At 59.8% G+C, this 17288-nt stretch carries 11 protein-coding genes and 1 pseudogene; 10 read left to right on the top strand and 2 right to left on the bottom strand.

All coding sequences use genetic code 11. The features are described from left to right. Window positions 1-118 precede the first annotated feature (118 nt). A pseudogene (locus ACA067_RS15955) lies at window positions 119-688 on the top strand (ArsB/NhaD family transporter); the annotation flags it as partial. Between the two features lie 129 nt (window positions 689-817). On the opposite strand, the gene ACA067_RS15950 reads toward ACA067_RS15955, so the two are convergent. Beyond that, window positions 818-1768: a DUF1853 family protein gene (locus ACA067_RS15950; protein ID WP_497462644.1), complete on the bottom strand. Its 951-nt coding sequence runs from the start codon at window positions 1766-1768 to the stop codon at window positions 818-820. Between the two features lie 108 nt (window positions 1769-1876). Here ACA067_RS15950 and ACA067_RS15945 point away from each other — a divergent pair, with 108 nt between their 5' ends. The 8 genes from ACA067_RS15945 to ACA067_RS15910 all read left to right on the top strand — a co-directional run bounded on the left by ACA067_RS15945 (window position 1877) and on the right by ACA067_RS15910 (window position 12279). Continuing rightward, a complete protein-coding gene (locus ACA067_RS15945; protein WP_010459816.1) occupies window positions 1877-2767 on the top strand; it encodes an NAD(+) kinase in 891 nt (296 codons plus the stop codon). After that, window positions 2767-3738: a metallophosphoesterase gene (locus tag ACA067_RS15940; protein ID WP_497462643.1), complete on the top strand. Its 972-nt coding sequence runs from the start codon at window positions 2767-2769 to the stop codon at window positions 3736-3738. Before ACA067_RS15945 ends, ACA067_RS15940 begins: the two co-directional genes overlap by 1 nt. Further along, the gene (locus ACA067_RS15935) at window positions 3735-4604 is read left to right on the top strand and encodes a rhomboid family intramembrane serine protease (RefSeq protein ID WP_497462642.1); all 870 of its coding nucleotides are present in this window, start codon (window positions 3735-3737) and stop codon (window positions 4602-4604) included. Before ACA067_RS15940 ends, ACA067_RS15935 begins: the two co-directional genes overlap by 4 nt. A gap of 34 nt (window positions 4605-4638) precedes the next feature. Continuing rightward, window positions 4639-4899, top strand: a complete 261-nt coding sequence (locus ACA067_RS15930; RefSeq protein WP_497462641.1) for a YeaC family protein — start codon at window positions 4639-4641, stop codon at window positions 4897-4899. Further along, on the top strand, window positions 4896-5726 hold the full coding sequence (locus tag ACA067_RS15925; RefSeq protein WP_497462640.1) for a DUF2797 domain-containing protein: 831 nt from the start codon (window positions 4896-4898) through the stop codon (window positions 5724-5726). Before ACA067_RS15930 ends, ACA067_RS15925 begins: the two co-directional genes overlap by 4 nt. A 10-nt stretch (window positions 5727-5736) precedes the next feature. Beyond that, the gene (gene pepN, locus ACA067_RS15920; protein ID WP_497462639.1) at window positions 5737-8394 is read left to right on the top strand and encodes an aminopeptidase N; all 2658 of its coding nucleotides are present in this window, start codon (window positions 5737-5739) and stop codon (window positions 8392-8394) included. Between the two features lie 398 nt (window positions 8395-8792). After that, the gene (locus ACA067_RS15915; protein ID WP_497462638.1) at window positions 8793-9866 is read left to right on the top strand and encodes a WD40/YVTN/BNR-like repeat-containing protein; all 1074 of its coding nucleotides are present in this window, start codon (window positions 8793-8795) and stop codon (window positions 9864-9866) included. 28 nt (window positions 9867-9894) lie between these two features. Beyond that, complete coding sequence (locus ACA067_RS15910; RefSeq protein WP_497462637.1) at window positions 9895-12279, top strand: efflux RND transporter permease subunit; 2385 nt, start codon at window positions 9895-9897, stop codon at window positions 12277-12279. A 122-nt stretch (window positions 12280-12401) separates the two neighbouring features. On the opposite strand, the gene ACA067_RS15905 is transcribed toward ACA067_RS15910, so the two are convergent. Continuing rightward, window positions 12402-16238 carry a dermonecrotic toxin domain-containing protein gene (locus ACA067_RS15905; RefSeq protein ID WP_497462636.1) on the bottom strand — a complete coding sequence of 1279 codons (3837 nt, stop codon included), beginning with the start codon at window positions 16236-16238 and terminating at the stop codon, window positions 12402-12404. Between ACA067_RS15905 and ACA067_RS15900 the strand changes: the two genes are divergently transcribed. Next, window positions 16170-17150 (top strand): hypothetical protein, encoded by a 981-nt coding sequence (locus ACA067_RS15900; protein ID WP_497462635.1) that lies wholly within the window; start codon window positions 16170-16172, stop codon window positions 17148-17150. The two genes, ACA067_RS15905 and ACA067_RS15900, sit on opposite strands and share 69 nt — an antisense overlap. Window positions 17151-17288: the final 138 nt, after the last annotated feature.

Here is a 17288-nt window from a genome sequence, read left to right as displayed (position 1 = left end):
CAGCCATGCGGCGGTTTGTTCCGCCGCTGACCTGAACGCTGCTGCTGATCCCGATTTTCGTTCCGACCTGTCCTTGAAGGCTGCTGTGCATGCTCATTGCGTCGTTGATTTTCCTGCTTTTGCCCTGGAGCCGCTGGGTATTCCGATCAGTGCTATCTCGGCGGTGTGCGCAGCGTTGCTGTTGGCCATCGCTGCCCGTGGTCACAAGATTTCCATGCGCAAGGTGATCAAAGAAGCGCCATGGCAGATCGTTATCTTCTCACTGGGCATGTACCTGGTGGTCTACGGCCTGCGCAATGCCGGGCTCACCGGGTATCTGGCCGGCTGGCAGGACGGCTTTGCCCATTACGGCGTCTGGGGCGCGGCCATGGGCACCGGGCTGCTGACGGCGCTGCTGTCGTCGATGATGAATAATTTGCCGACAGTGCTGATCGGGTTGCTGTCAATTGAGGCCAGCCAGGCAACGGGCGTGGTGAAGGAGGCGATGATCTATGCCAACGTTATCGGCAGTGATCTGGGGCCGAAAATCACGCCGATCGGCAGTCTGGCGACGTTGTTGTGGCTGCATGTGCTGCAGCGCAAGAACATCCGGATTGGCTGGGGGTATTATTTCAAAGTCGGAATTGTGTTGACGGTGCCGGTGTTGTTGGCGACGTTGGCGGCGTTGGCAGTGCGGCTGTCCATCTAGATCGCGTCGGCCTCATCGCGAGCAAGCTCGCTCCCACGGGATTTATGCCGAATGAAAAACTGGCGAACGGCATAAAAACCTGTGGGAGCGAGCTTGCTCGCGATGAGGCCAGCCCAAGCACCACAAAACTTAACCACTACCCGGCACATTCGGCCAAAGGTCCGCCACCAGGAACAATCGCTCCGCTTCCTCCCAATCCCCATCGCCATTCTCTGCCAGCCGCACCAGCAACTGTGCCGGGGCCTGCGGTTCCAGATCGCTGAGCCACGCATCCAGCTGCTCAGTGCTCCAGGTCTGCTCCACCGGATAATGCGCCGGCGCCAGCCAGGCGTGGCGGGGCAGGGGTTGCCAGCGGCCGAACGGACGCTGCACGACAAAGTCCGCCCAGTCTTTTTGATGCAACCAGCTGCCCCGCAAATGCTGTGGATGTGCGCCGTCTGGTGGTGCGGACTGCCCCGGCCACGGATACAGCAAATAGCCGCCCAGCCACAAATGCGCACTGAACTGCTGAATGTCCAGCGCCGCCAACACTTCGCGGCTCTCCGGGCGGGCGGAAATCGGCAATTGGTGCTGGCTGAGGTGGGCGAGTTTGCGGTCCAGCCGATCGTGGCAGCCCGGGCCGAGCCACTGCGCCGTGTCGTGTCCGTTGCCGTTCTGCGGGCCGAGGTAGAGTTTGATCGCCAGTTCCAGGTGGTGCACGCCGTCGCGATCGCGCAGCAACATGTCCAGTTCTCCCAGGGTGTGACCCTCGCGGCGGATCGGCATGTTGGCGGCAATCAGTTCGATGCCCGGTGCGTGGCGCACCGCGTACTGCCACAGACGTTCGTAATACAAACCCAGGCGCCGGGTCCTGGCCTGTGCCAGCCAGTGCAGCAGGTCATAACTGTCGCGATCGAGTTGCCGCAGCCACAGCTCCAGCCGTTGCGGCGCCTGCACCCAGTCACTGCCGGCCAGCGGGTGGCGCTGCGGCCACGGGGTGACATCGAGCATCGGCGGCGCGAGGATGACCCAGGCCAGGTCGCGCACTTCGGGGTGGCGCAACTGATGGGGTAACTGCAACAAATCGGGAAATAGGATCATCTTGCGAGCATAGCCTCAATCGTGAGTACACCGTTGTGGCTGAAAGGATTTTGTCTATCCCGCGCTTTCGCCCATAATCGTGTTTTTCGCCGGACTCGCAGGAACCCCATGGAGCAATTTCGTAATATCGGCATCATCGGTCGCCTGGGCAGTTCGCAGGTGCTGGATACCGTCCGCCGACTGAAACGGTTTCTGCTCGATCGTCACCTGCACGTGATCCTCGAAGACACCATTGCCGAAGTCTTGCCCGGTCATGGCCTGCAAACCTCGTCACGCAAGATGCTCGGCGAAGTCTGTGACATGGTGATTGTGGTCGGCGGTGACGGCAGCCTGTTGGGCGCTGCTCGTGCGTTGGCCCGACACAATATCCCGGTGCTGGGCATCAACCGCGGCAGCCTGGGTTTCCTGACCGATATTCGCCCCGATGAACTGGAAGTGAAAGTCGCCGAAGTGCTCGACGGCCACTACCTGGTGGAAAACCGCTTCCTGCTGCAGGCCGAAGTCCGGCGTCACGCCGAGGCCATTGGCCAGGGCGATGCGCTGAACGACGTGGTGCTGCACCCTGGCAAATCGACGCGGATGATCGAGTTCGAGCTGTACATCGACGGCCAGTTCGTCTGCAGCCAGAAGGCCGACGGCCTGATCGTCGCCACGCCCACCGGCTCGACGGCCTATGCGCTGTCGGCGGGCGGACCGATCATGCACCCCAAGCTCGACGCTATTGTGATTGTGCCGATGTACCCCCATACCTTGTCGGGCCGGCCAATTGTGGTCGATGGCAACAGTGAGCTGAAAATCGTCGTGTCCAAGGATATGCAGATCTACCCGCAAGTCTCCTGCGACGGGCAGAACCACTTCACTTGCGCGCCCGGCGACACCATTACCATCAGCAAGAAAGCGCAGAAGTTGCGTCTGATTCATCCGCTCGACCACAACTACTATGAGGTGTGCCGGACCAAACTCGGCTGGGGCAGCCGGTTGGGTGGTGGAGGCGACTGATGTTCGATCCCGCGCGAAGCTACGACCTGATCGGTGACGTGCACGGTTGCGCTCTGACCCTGGAGCACTTGCTCGACCGACTCGGTTATCAAAAACAAGGCGGCGTCTGGCGGCATCCGTCGCGGATGGTGGTGTTCGTCGGCGACATCATCGACCGCGGCCCGCGGATTCGCGAGGCGCTGCACATTGTTCACGACATGGTCGAGGCCGGCCAGGCGCTGTGCATCATGGGCAACCATGAATTCAACGCTCTTGGCTGGAGCACTCCGGCGCTACCGGGCAGCGGCAAGCAATTCGTCCGTGAACACACCCCGCGTCATGCCCGTTTGCTCAACGAAACCCTGACCCAGTTCGAAAACCACCCGGCGGACTGGCACGACTTCCTGCAATGGTTCTATGAGTTGCCCTTGTACGTCGATGCCGGACGATTCCGGGTGGTGCATGCCTGCTGGGATGCCGGCCTGATCGAACCGCTGCGGGCGCTATTTCCCAACGGTTGCGTCGATGAGCATTTCCTCCAGGCCTCGGCGGTGCCCGGCAGCTTCGCCTGCACTGTATTCGATCGCCTGCTGCGCGGCACCGACATGCGTTTGCCCCATGGGCTGACCATGACCAGCGGCGATGGCCTGACACGTTCGTTCTTCCGCACCAAGTTCTGGGAAGACGATCCGCAAACCTACGGAGACATTGTGTTCCAGCCTGATGCATTGCCAGAGCCCGTGGCGCAAACGCCCTTGTCGTCCACAGAGAAAAACACCTTGCTGCGCTATGGCGTCGATGAACCCCTGCTGTTCGTCGGCCATTACTGGCGCAGCGGCAAACCGGCACCGATCCGTTCGAACCTGGCGTGCCTGGACTACAGCGCGGTGCTGTACGGCAAACTGGTTGCCTATCGCCTGGATCAGGAAACCCGTCTCGATCCGCATAAATTCGTCTGGGTCGATGTTGAACGGCCGGAGGTGCTGCAATGAGTGGGGTTGCCGTTTTACGCCTGCCCCTGACGGTGGATCTGAGTGGCTTCGTCAAGTTGCTGCAACGCATGCAGGTGCCGCATCGGGTCAGTGAAGAGGCGGGCGAGCAGGTACTGTGGGTACCGGCGAACATCAGTGAAGACGTGCGTTCGCTATATGAACGTTTTCCGGCGGGCGATCCCGATCAACAGCTCGACATCCCTGTGGCGCCGACCACCCGCCGCCCCGGTTTTGTCGAGCAACTGCGCTACGCCAAGGCGACTGCACTGGTGCTGTTGCTGAGCCTGCTCGTCGGCGCGGTGACGCTGCTGGGCGAAAACTTCGACACGATGCGCTGGCTGACCTTTCTCGATTTCCGCATCGTCGGCGACTACCTCCATTTCGTGCCGTTGGCCGACAGCTTGGCGGCGGGGCAGTGGTGGCGCCTGGTGACGCCGATGCTGATTCATTTCGGCATCCTGCACCTGGCCATGAACGGCATGTGGTACTGGGAGCTGGGGCGGCGCATCGAGTCGCGCCAGGGCAGTATCAACCTGCTCGGCCTGACCTTGCTGTTCAGCCTGGTGTCCAACTATACCCAGTTCATTTTCAGCGGCCCGACCCTGTTTGGCGGGTTGTCCGGGGTGCTGTACGGCCTGCTGGGGCATTGCTGGATCTTCCAGCTGTTGTCGCCAAACCCGGCTTATCGCCTGCCCCGTGGGGTGCTGGTGATGATGCTGGTGTGGCTGCTGCTCTGCCTGTCCGGGCTGGTCTCGATGATCGGCTTCGGTGAAATCGCCAACGCGGCCCACGTCAGCGGGTTACTCATCGGATGCTTCACCGGTCTGTTGGGTGGTTTGTACAACCGCCGTAAACTGGCCGTCTAAATTTATTTGTGTCTTGAAGAGCACGGAGACCTTGATGTCCTCTTTCAACGAAATGATCAACAACATCACCCCCGATATCTACCAGAGCCTGAAACTGGCGGTGGAAATCGGCAAATGGTCCGACGGTGGCAAACTCACCGCCGAACAGCGGGAACTGTCGCTGCAAGCGATGATCGCCTGGGAGATCCAGAACCTGCCGGAAGAAGAGCGCACCGGTTACATGGGCCCGCAGGAATGCAGCTCCAAGTCGATCACCGTACCCAATATCCTGTTCAAGTCGGATGCTGTCCATTGATCGAGATCGGCCGCGGTGCAATCAGCAAAATGTCGGCGCGCCTGGACGGGCCGAACGTGCAATACGCGTTTCGTCTGGACGACCTCGAGGTACCGGTCAATCCCTTGATCGGCACCACGGTGCGCCTGGAATACCTGGGGGCGATCTTTTGCTCCCATTGCGGACGCAAGACCAAAACCAGTTTCAGCCAGGGTTACTGCTACCCGTGCATGACCAAACTGGCGCAGTGCGACCTGTGCATCATGAGCCCGGAGCGTTGCCACTACGACGCCGGCACGTGTCGGGAGCCTGAGTGGGGCGAAAAGTTCTGCATGACCGATCACATCGTGTACCTGTCCAACTCGTCGGGGGTGAAGGTCGGCATTACCCGTGCCACCCAGCTGCCGACCCGCTGGATCGATCAGGGCGCCAGTCAGGCACTGCCCATCATGCGTGTCTCGACCCGTCAGCAGTCGGGCTTCGTCGAGGACCTGTTCCGCAGCCAGGTGGCGGACAAGACCAACTGGCGTGCTTTACTCAAGGGCGACGCGACTTCGGTGGACCTGGCCCAGGTTCGCGATCAGCTGTTTGAAAGCTGTGCCGACGGTTTGCAAGGTTTGCAGGAACGATTCGGCCTGCAGGCAATCCAGACCATTGCCGATGTCGAACCGCTCGAAATCCGCTATCCGATCGAGCAATACCCGGCGAAGATTGTCAGCTTCAACCTGGACAAGAACCCGATTGCCGAAGGCACGCTGCTGGGAATCAAGGGCCAGTACCTGATTTTCGACACCGGCGTGATCAATATTCGCAAGTACACGGCCTATCAGCTCGCCGTGCATCAGTAAGGACTCCAGCATGCGCACCGAACAACCGAAGATGATCTACCTGAAGGACTATCAGGCCCCCGAGTACCTGATCGACGAGACGCACCTGACCTTCGAGTTGTTCGAGGACCACAGCCTGGTCCATGCGCAACTGGTGATGCGCCGCAATCCCGAGCGTGGCCCGGGCCTGCCGCCGTTGGTGCTGGATGGCCAGCAACTCGAGCTGCTGTCGGTGACGCTGGCCGATCATGAGCTGAGCGTCGCGGACTACCAGCTGACTGAAAATCACCTGACCCTGCAGCCAACCAGCACCACCTTCACGGTCGATACCAGCGTCAGGATCCACCCGGAAACCAACACCGCGCTGGAAGGCCTGTACAAGTCCGGCACCATGTTCTGCACCCAGTGCGAGGCCGAAGGCTTTCGCAAGATTACCTATTACCTCGATCGCCCGGATGTGATGAGCACGTTCACCACCACGGTGGTCGCCGAGCAGCACAGCTATCCGGTGCTGCTGTCCAACGGCAACCCGATTGCCAGCGGTCCGGGCGAAGACGGCCGGCACTGGGCGACCTGGGAAGATCCGTTCAAGAAACCTGCCTACCTGTTCGCGCTGGTGGCCGGTGACCTTTGGTGCGTCGAAGACACCTTCACCACCATGACCGAGCGTTCCGTAGCGCTGCGCATTTACGTCGAGCCGGAAAACATCGACAAGTGCCAGCACGCCATGAACAGCCTGAAGAAGTCCATGCGCTGGGACGAAGAGGTCTATGGTCGCGAGTACGACCTGGACATCTTCATGATCGTCGCCGTGAACGACTTCAACATGGGCGCCATGGAGAACAAGGGCCTCAATATCTTCAACTCCAGCGCCGTGCTGGCGAAGGCCGAAACCGCCACCGACGCCGCGCACCAGCGGGTCGAGGCGATCGTTGCCCACGAGTATTTCCACAACTGGTCGGGCAACCGCGTGACCTGCCGCGACTGGTTTCAGCTGTCGCTCAAGGAAGGCTTCACCGTGTTCCGCGACTCGGGCTTCTCCGCCGACATGAACTCGGCCACGGTCAAGCGTATCCAGGACGTGGCCTACCTGCGCACCCACCAGTTCGCCGAAGACGCCGGTCCCATGGCTCACGCCGTGCGCCCGGACAGCTTCATCGAGATCTCCAACTTCTACACCCTGACCGTGTACGAAAAGGGCTCGGAAGTGGTCGGCATGATCCACACCTTGCTTGGCGCCGCAGGTTTCCGTAAAGGCAGCGACCTGTACTTTGAACGCCACGATGGCCAGGCCGTGACCTGCGATGACTTCATCAAGGCCATGGAAGACGCCAACGGTGTCGACCTGACCCAGTTCAAGCGCTGGTACAGCCAGGCCGGCACACCGCGTCTGGCGGTGAGTGAGTCTTACGACGCGGCGGCGAAAACCTACAGCCTGACCTTCCGCCAGAGCTGCCCGGCAACCCCGGACAAGGTGGAAAAGCTGCCGTTCGTGATTCCAGTCGAATTGGGCCTGCTGGACAGCAAGGGCGGTGAGATTGCCTTGCGTCTTTCTGGTGAAGCCACCGCTCAAGGCACTTCGCGGGTTATTTCGGTGACCGAAGCCGAGCAGACCTTCACCTTCATCGACATCGCTGAAAAACCACTGCCTTCGTTGCTGCGTGGCTTCTCGGCCCCGGTGAAGCTGAGCTTCCCGTACGACCGCGACCAACTTATGTTTTTGATGCAGCATGACAGCGACGGCTTCAATCGCTGGGATGCCGGTCAGCAATTGTCGGTTCAGGTCTTGCAGGAGCTGATTGCCGATCATCAGAAGGGCGAGAAGCTGGTGCTCGACCAGCGTTTGATATCTGCCCTGCGTACGGTGCTGTCGGACGAGACGCTGGATCAGGCGATGGTCGCCGAAATGCTCTCGCTGCCGGGCGAGGCGTATCTGACCGAGATCAGCGAAGTGGCCGACGTCGATGCCATCCACATCGCCCGCGAGTTTGCCCGTCAACAATTGGCGGAAGGTTTGTTCGAGGCGCTGTGGTTGCGTTATCAGGCTAATCGCGATCTCTCGAAGCAGACCCCCTATGTGGCCGAGGCCGAGCACTTCGCGCGTCGCGCGTTGCAGAACATCGCGCTGTCGTACCTGATGCTCAGCGGCAAGCCGCAAGTGTTGGCGGCGACGCTCGAGCAGTTCGAGACCAGCGACAACATGACCGAGCGCCTGACGGCGCTGGCGGTGCTGGTGAATTCGCCGTTCGAGGAGCAGAAGGCGACGGCCCTGGCGAGTTTTGCCGAGCACTTCAAGGACAATCCGCTGGTCATGGATCAGTGGTTCAGCGTTCAGGCCGGCAGCACCTTGCCGGGCGGTCTGGAGCGGGTTCGCCAGTTGATGCAGCATCCTGCGTTCAACATCAAGAACCCGAACAAGGTACGGGCACTGGTCGGCGCGTTTGCCGGGCAGAACCTGATCAACTTCCATGCGGCGGACGGTTCCGGGTATCGGTTCCTGACGGATCTGGTGATCGAGCTGGACGGGTTCAACCCGCAGATCGCCTCCCGGCAATTGGCACCGCTGACGCGCTGGCGCAAATACGACGCTGCGCGTCAGGCGTTGATGAAAGGTGAGCTGGAGCGGATTCGTGCTTCGGGCCAACTGTCCAGCGATGTGTTTGAAGTGGTCAGCAAGAGCCTGGCCTGATTCTGACTCATCTCCCGCAGGTGTTCACCGGACACCTGTAGGAGCTGGCTTGCCAGCGAAAGCGGTGGGTCAGTCGATATATCTATCACTGAACGGACGCCTTCGCTGGCAAGCCAGCTCCTACAGGTGATCGATGTCATGCCCCAAAACCGAGCCAAACCCCAATCACCCCACCTGATACCCCATCATTCATCCTCCCCCCATACCCCCCAGGTTAACAAAACATAACGTGGCGTCGATTGTCAGACCTTTCCAAACCCCGATAGGATAAAGCCAGCTTCCGAAGGGGCTCTGGATTGCGGGTTTCAGGACTATGCTCCAGAACAGGCAATCCCGATGCACCCCTTACGGCGCCCAGAAAGGTTGAACGACCTAACAATAATAATGGGGGAAGGTCTATGAGTGAGCCTGTCATGGGTGTGGGTATCTGCCGCCCGCCGGCACTGCGCAAATTCGCGTTGCTGGCTACAGCGCTCTCGCTGTTGAGCTGTGCCGTGCTGTCGGCACCCGTGCTGGCCGCTGCGGCGCCGGCGTCCGATGGGGTGTATTCCGTTGAATCCGCCAAGGCCAGCAAAAGCCTGATGCTCGACGTCGTGCACGCAGGCTCACGACTGGTGGCGGTCGGGGATCGCGGGCACATCCTGTACTCCGATGACCAGGGCGCGACCTGGACCCAGGCCAAGGTGCCGACCCGGCAATTGCTGACCTCGGTATTTTTCGTCGACGACAAGCACGGCTGGGCCGTTGGCCATGACGCGCAGATCCTCGCCAGCGAGGACGGCGGTGTCAGCTGGACCAAGCAGTTTGAAGACCTCAACCGCGAATCGCCGCTGCTGGACGTCTGGTTCCAGGACGTCGACAGCGGCTTTGCCGTGGGCGCCTACGGTGCCTTGATGGCAACCACCGACGGTGGCAAGCACTGGGAAGACGTCAGCGACCGCCTGGACAACGAAGACCAGTTCCACCTCAACGCCATCGCCGCGGTCAAGGATGCCGGGCTGTTCATCGTTGGCGAGCAGGGCAGCATGTTCCGCTCTGCCGATGGGGGCGAGACCTGGGAGAAACTTGAAGGCCCGTATGAAGGCTCGTTGTTCGGTGTGATCGGCACCGCTCAAGCCAACACCCTGCTGGCTTACGGGCTGCGGGGCAATCTGTATCGCTCCACGGATTTCGGCGGCACCTGGGAACAGGTCGAGTTGAAGGCTGCTCGCGGCGCGCTCGAGTTCGGCCTGTCCGGCGCCACATTGCTTGATGACGGTTCCATCGTGATCGTCGGCAATGGCGGTTCGGTGATCCGCAGCAACGACAACGGCGAAACCTTCAGCGTGTTCAATCGCCCGGATCGCATTTCCGTTTCGGCAGTCACCGCGGCGGGCAACGGCAATCTGATTCTGGCAGGACAGGGCGGCGTTCGCGTCACCTCGCCAACCGGCGCCGGCGCAGAGAATGGAAAGAACGGGTCGTCCAAATGAGCCGGGCACATAATAAGAAGGCGGGTCTATGACATCCTTGAGCACTCATCATCATGACAAGGCGACGTTTCTCGAACGCCTGATTTTCAACAACCGCCCGGCAGTGATCTTCATCTGCCTGCTGGTCAGTGTGTTCCTGTTCTGGCAGGCGACGCTGATCCGGCCGTCCACCAGTTTCGAAAAAATGATCCCGCTCGAGCATCCGTTCATTCAAAAGATGATGGAGCACCGCAACGATCTGGCGAACCTGGGCAACACCGTGCGGATCTCGGTTGAAGCCACCGATGGCGACATCTTCTCCAAGGAGTACATGGAGACCCTGCGCCAGATCAACGACGAGGTGTTCTACATCTCCGGCGTCGACCGTTCCGGCCTCAAGTCGCTGTGGAGTCCGAGCGTGCGCTGGACCGAAGTGACGGAGGAGGGTTTCGCCGGTGGTGAAGTGATTCCCCAGAGCTACAACGGTTCCCAGCAAAGCCTCGACCTGCTGCGCAACAATGTGCTCAAGTCCGGGCAGGTCGGGCGCCTGGTGGCCAACGACTTCAAGTCGAGCATCGTTGACATCCCGCTGCTGGAGTCCTACCCGGACCCGCAGGACCAGGGCACGCTGCTGGCACTGGATTACCGCAAGTTCTCCCACGAGCTGGAAGAAAAGATCCGCGACAAGTTCGAAGCCCAGAACCCCAATGTGCAGATCCACATCGTCGGTTTTGCCAAGAAAGTCGGCGACCTGATCGATGGCCTGGTCATGGTGGTGATGTTCTTCGGCGTGGCCTTCGTCATCACCCTGATCCTGCTCTACTGGTTCACCAACTGCATGCGCAGCACCGTGGCGGTGTTGAGTACGACGCTGGTGGCAGTGGTCTGGCAGCTCGGCCTGATGCACTTCTTCGGCTTCGGGCTGGACCCGTATTCGATGCTGGTGCCGTTCCTGATCTTCGCCATCGGTATTTCCCACGGCGTGCAGAAGATCAACGGCATCGCTTTGCAGTCCAGCGAGGCGGACAACGCTTTGACGGCCGCGCGGCGCACCTTCCGCCAGCTGTTTCTGCCGGGGATGATCGCGATCCTCGCCGATGCGGTGGGTTTCATCACGCTGCTGATCATCGATATCGGCGTGATCCGTGAACTGGCGATCGGCGCGTCCATCGGCGTGGCAGTGATCGTCTTCACCAACCTGATCCTGTTGCCTGTGGCGATTTCCTACGTCGGCATCAGCAAACGCGCGGTCGAACGCAGCAAGAAAGACGCGCATCGCGAACACCCGTTCTGGCGCCTGCTGTCGAACTTTGCCAGCCCGAAAGTCGCCCCGGTCTCCATTGCCCTGGCACTGATCGCATTCGGTGGCGGCCTCTGGTACAGCCAGAACCTGAAAATCGGTGACCTCGACCAGGGCGCGCCGGAACTGCGTCCAGACTCGCGCTACAACCAGGATAACAACTTCATCATCAGCAACTACTCCACCAGCTCCGACGTATTGGTGGTGATGGTCAAGACCAAGTCCGAAGGCTGCTCGCGCTACGAAGCCATGGCGCCGATCGACGAGCTGATGTGGAAGATGCAGAACACCGAGGGCGTGCAGTCGGCGATCTCGCTGGTGACCGTGTCCAAACAGATGATCAAGGGCATGAACGAGGGCAACCTGAAATGGGAAACCCTGTCGCGCAACCCGGACGTGCTGAACAACTCCATCGCCCGCGCTGACGGCCTGTACAACAACAGTTGCTCCCTGGCGCCGGTGCTGGTGTTTCTCAACGACCACAAGGCCGCCACACTGGATCGCGCGGTGCATGCGGTGCAGGCGTTCGCCAAGGAGAACAACAAGGAAGGCCTGGAATTCATCCTTGCTGCGGGTAACGCCGGGATCGAGGCGGCCACTAACGAGGTGATCAAGGAATCCGAGCTGACCATCCTGATCCTCGTCTACATCTGCGTCGCGACCATGTGCATGATCACTTTCCGTTCCTGGGCGGCGACCCTGTGCATCGTGTTGCCACTGGTCCTGACCTCGGTACTCGGTAATGCGCTGATGGCGTTCATGGGCATCGGCGTGAAAGTCGCGACCCTGCCGGTGGTGGCGTTGGGAGTGGGGATTGGCGTGGACTACGGGATCTACATCTACAGCCGCCTGGAAAGCTTCCTGCGTGCCGGCCTGCCGTTGCAAGAGGCGTACTACCAGACGCTGAAATCCACCGGTAAAGCCGTGCTGTTCACCGGTTTGTGCCTGGCGATCGGCGTGTGCACCTGGATTTTCTCGGCGATCAAGTTCCAGGCTGACATGGGATTGATGCTGACCTTCATGCTGCTGTGGAACATGTTCGGCGCACTGTGGCTGCTGCCAGCGCTGGCGCGGTTCCTGATCAAGCCGGAGAAACTGGCGGGGCAGAAGGGCAATTCGTTGTTTGCCCACTGATTCAACGGTTTGAAAAAAACGCAGCCTAGGCTGCGTTTTTTTTATCAATCCGCGTCACTGTAGGAGCAAGCTCGCTCCTACAGTGACCGGCATTAAGCCCGGGCTGCTTTTTTTCAGTTCGCTTACGGCAATAGCTCCAGTTTCAGGAAAAGCTTTTCAGCCAAGGGCAATGCGATTTCCGCTTTTTCCAGATTGACCAGCGCGCGGTTGTCCTTGCGGGCCCGTTCGACCAGTTCTTTACGGGTAAATTTGCGCTCCTCTTTTGTCTTTAAATGAGCGAATGCAGGTGGTGATTTTGGTGAATCGGCGGCCAGATAATGGAAATGCGCATACCACAAGACATTTTCCTCGCCCTTTTTCCCTTCTTTTATTTTGTTTTTGTCACGCACTGCATACTCGGTGAGGTAGTCACCCGCTTTCAAAAGGATGCGACTGCGGACCAGGTTGATATCGACAAAGCCGTGATCCCACAGATATTCGACATTGGAGTCTTGGGGGCGCTGTAGCTTGTATCCCTCGCTGCAAACCTCGTAGGCCAATTGTTTCACAGCCTTCGCCTCGTCACGGTAAGTGCTCTCCAATTTGGCGGCGTTTGTATCCGTGGCGTGGTTGCCTTTTATTTCTTCGGCCAGGGCTTCGAGTTTTTCCGCATGCTGGGTCAGCATGACATCCCAATCTCGCGGATCGACGCCTTCGCGTCGGCTGGGATCTTGAAGTTTTCTTTGTTGAAAGCGAATACTGAGTTCAATATCCGCGCGTTCGCCTATTACCGTTTCCGCTTCCGTTTTGATGCTCTTCAATGAGCGAACCGCAGGTGGGGGAGCCGGCTCAGGCGGGCGCGCAGTCACCACCTCTTGCCAAAACCCTTCGTTGGCGTGTTCAAGGTAAGTGGCGACGGTCTCACCGGTGATGGGGTCTTTGATGTCGACTAAACTGCCCGGATCCCCAGGTTCGGGTGGGCGCAAGTCGCCCACCAGGCTCCCCTTGTTGCGGGTCCTGATTACTTTTTTGTTGGCGGGTTTTACCCTGCCGGGTCTGTTTGGTGCCGGCGCCGGGGCGAACCCTTGGTCAACGAGGATCAAGTCGGCCAGTTGTGTTTCGAGGCTGGTACGGGCCTCACCCAGGTGCTCCAGAAAAGGAGATCGATATTCGTCACGCACGAAACCGGAATTCATGTCAGTTAATGAATTGACGGCATTCTCCATGCGCTCGTAGTGCTCCAGAATATCCTTGAGGACGGCAGTCTGTTCGGCCGACGAGTAGCCTGAAGTGGAGCGCATCTCCGCATGCGTAAAAATGGTTTGGGCCAATTGAGTGTCGATGAGCTGTTGGGCAAAGGGAAACTCTGCCGGATCACGGGAGGAGCCGCCGCGATCCAGCACCAATTCGAGAAGCGTTAGCAACTCGGACATTTTCAGGGTAACCGAGGAGATGTATTGATCTTCAGGCGATATGCTCAACAGCACCTGACGCTGGGCTGGGTCGGCTTGAGCGAGAAGTGTTTCTATTTCCTTGGCGATCTCGATCTGGGTTTTTTCCAGCTCAAGCAAGGCTTCCTTATGGTTGATGAACGACTCATACGCAGTCGTAATGCCCCGGCGCAATTGCTCATTGACTCGGATGCTCAGCTCATCGATGTTCTCACCGGTCTCGGATTCAGCCATGTCAAGGCGAGATTTGATCAGGTATTCATACGCCAAGGTCCAATTATTGTATTCAAGCAGGGCTAGTCGGTGGTGATCATTTCTATAGAGCACGTTGGTTCTATCGGCGGCCACCAGCTCGGCTTGCTTGTCTATCGCCTTGCGCAACGCAGGGGAAATCGCCTTGACGGATTGCAGGTGTTTATCGAATGCGCTATCCAACTCCATCTTTAATCGCGCCGTTTCACGCTGCTCCTGTTCATGGCGCTCAGTGACCCTGGCTCGCAGTGCCTCAATCGCATTGCCGAGTAATACCCAAAGCTGTCTTAAGGTTTTTTTCTGTTTAACAAGGTTCTCGCGAGCGATTTCCAGGTTTTCCCTGGATTCCTGAACAGCCGGGATCAGCTGGTTAAATTGGTCCTTCAGAGCGTACGCTTGGGCATTGAGCTCACGCAGGAAGCTTTGCTGCCCCTCCCGCCAGTTATCGACCCGTTTCCTGGGCATTCCGCCCTCGAGTCGGGCCCTGCGATCCAGTCGCCAGTGCCCCTGGCCGTCGCTGGCCAGCTTGAAGCCGGGATGGTCCGGGTGCTTTGGATCGACCAGGTAGACTTCGCCGAAGCCGGGCTCAACGCTGACCTGGAACAGCAGCCCACCGACGCTGGCATGCCAGAGGTCGCCGATATGGTACAGTCCCTTGAAGGCACCGCTGGCCACCGGAGCCGGTAGCGTTTCGGGCCATGGCACATTGACGGCGAGCAAGGCGTTGAGCAATTTCGCGCTTGCCTTGGGGCTGGCGATGGAACGGCTGAAGTCCAGGGTCGTGTGCCCTGTGGCCGGTGGTTCCCCGGGCAACGCTACTGGCCCATGACGTACCACCGGCGTGTCTTGCGGGTGGGGCTGACCCGCAGCGCGGTGCCAGGAGGCCAGGTGCAACGCGCTGTCTTCCGGGGCCGGTTCCACCAATGGCTGCCGGCTTCTGTTGGAGGGCGTGGCCGTGTGCAGCAACACCATCGCAGTATTCAGCAACAGATCGATCAACGCCAACTCCCGGACGGTCGGGTCATCGCTATCGAGCCCGGTCAAGTCCTGCTCCAGGCTGCTGACCAATACCAGGAGCCAGCCTGCCAACATGGCCGGCCCGCGGACCAGCGGCAACAGCAGCGTATTGAACAGCAGCCACGCACCTTCCATGACAATGGCCCAGCGGCTTTCGCCGTTGGACACCGACTCGCGATCGGCCAGGTCGACCAACGCCCGCGCGGTGCTGCCGAACAAATGCTGGAGCAGCTTGCCGTCGACTTGTGATTGCAGCCATTCTTCGGCCCCCTCGTCGACAGCCAGGGTCGCGGGTGCCGGTTTTTCATACGAGGTGAATTCGTCGCCACTGAGGAAGTGAAGGATGTGCGGTTCCTTGATGCCGCCGTGGTCGTAGATGGGGCGCGCCTTGTCTGCCAGCCAGGTCAGCACGCTGTTCTGCAACTCGCCGGGGGCGGCAAGGGCGTCCAGCAGGGCCTGGCGTGTCGGGTATTCCCGCAGGGAGTCGTCGTACAGCGGTCGATACAGCAGGTGCGGGCCGACCTGTGTGTCGCGGGGTTCGATGATAAACATATTGTTGACTTCATCGGGCGCGGCACCGGGTTTTCGGCACAAGGCCAGTGGCCGCAGGACGATCTCCTGATCGTCGACGAGTCTGTCCGTGGGCGTATCACCCATCAAGGCTTTCACATAACGGTAGCCCCTGGCGCAAACCCCATGCTGGAGTCTGATCTTGTATTCCAGCGCCTGCATCGGCAGCCGGACCTTGAGTTCGCGGGTAAACAGCGTTTCCCGGCGCCGGGCATCGGCCGTGTCGGACAGCAACAGCTCCTTGATTTTTTGCGGGTAGGTGGCGCCGATATCGACGCGCTGGATCAAGCCCTCGCTGCCCAGCAGATAAGCTTCGTCAAGCCACTGCGGGAGTGTCTTGGCGCTTTTGGGGGAAAGCTTCAGCGTGCCCTTGGGTTTGCCGGCGAGATTTTTCAGGGCCAGCTCGGTCAACGACATCCGCACATGCTCGATAATGCCGGCGCCGCCGGGATAACCGGCCGCCACGGCAAAGTCCAACACCACGTCGTCGGGATCCTGATCTGCATGATCGGTTTGCATCTGCTTGCGCAAAGCATTGCGGCTGAAGCTGTGGATGTTTTCAATGCCTTCATTGAATGAGCGTCCCTGGTTTTGCTTGACCACCTGCGCCATGTCTTGCAGATGACGGTGGTAGGCGAAACGGTCGCCGGCATCGGCTTGCCTGAGCCAGTCGGGCAGCTGGTCACTCACCTGTTGGAGCCGAACGGGAGCGGCCTGGGCGACATTGCAAAAAAGCAGGGCGGGGTCCGTGAGTTGTTCCAGGCGTCGCTCAAGCGCTGTTTCGCCCTGGCCCTGAAACGACAACGACGCCAGGTCTTCGAGCTGTTGATTGAGGATCAGCCCGGCCTGCTGTTCGAATACATCGCCGTCGGGTTCGTTGCGCCGCCAGGTAATGCTGTCGAACTGGAACCGGCGCTGCATCCTGGCCCCCCAGGCTTCGCCGAAGGCCTCGATGGAGTCAAATACTTCGATAGCCCCGGCCACGCTGTACAGCACTACCTGTTTGTCGCGCACCAGCAGCAGGTCCGGCGTCAGCAGACGCTGTTCTTTTTCGGCCTTGGTCAAGGTGCTTTCGATGAAGTAGACATAGGTGGTGGGCACGGAACGGGACAGACGCTTGAGCCGTTCCGGCCAGTCGGCGACGAGCGACAGCATGTCCCGTTGAGTTTCGCTCAGGTCCGGGTGCGACGCTGCGGCAGCGGTCATCTGACCCTTGAGCAATTCGCCGAGCCATTGCCAGCGACTGCTGCCCTGGCTGTCGAGCTCACTCCAGTAGTCAGCCAGAGCCTGCTGGAAATAGATGGGCAGCGTCGAGGGCAGCTCATCGATGATTTCGGCGATGACTTGCATGTCAATGTGCGGCGCTGCCGGGGTGTCCAGCGGCGTGGGCGGATTCTGGGTCAGGTACAACGACAATTCGCGTCGGGGGCTCAGGTCCAGCAGTTGCGGGTTCAATACATGAGCGATAGCGACGTTCATCAACAGCTGGAATGTCCAGTCTCCAGACGGGCCGGGGCTGGCCAGCTGGACCTTGAGCAGGTCAAATTTCAGCGTTGGATAGCGCTCCAGGATTCGGCTTTGCAGGGCATTGAAGACCACTGAAAACAACGCCGGGCGGGTGGCGAAACGTTCATGGATTGCCTTGGCGGGCAATTGGCTCAAGGGCGCAGGTAGCGTGGGGGTGTTCGGGTCGGGCATGTCGAAATCCTTTTTCCTGTTTAAAGCCGGTGCCTTCTTGGC

Source organism: Pseudomonas sp. LBUM1674 (assembly GCF_059695635.1).
Note: the sequence above shows the minus strand (reverse complement) of the source record. Positions and strands in the feature narration are given on the sequence as shown.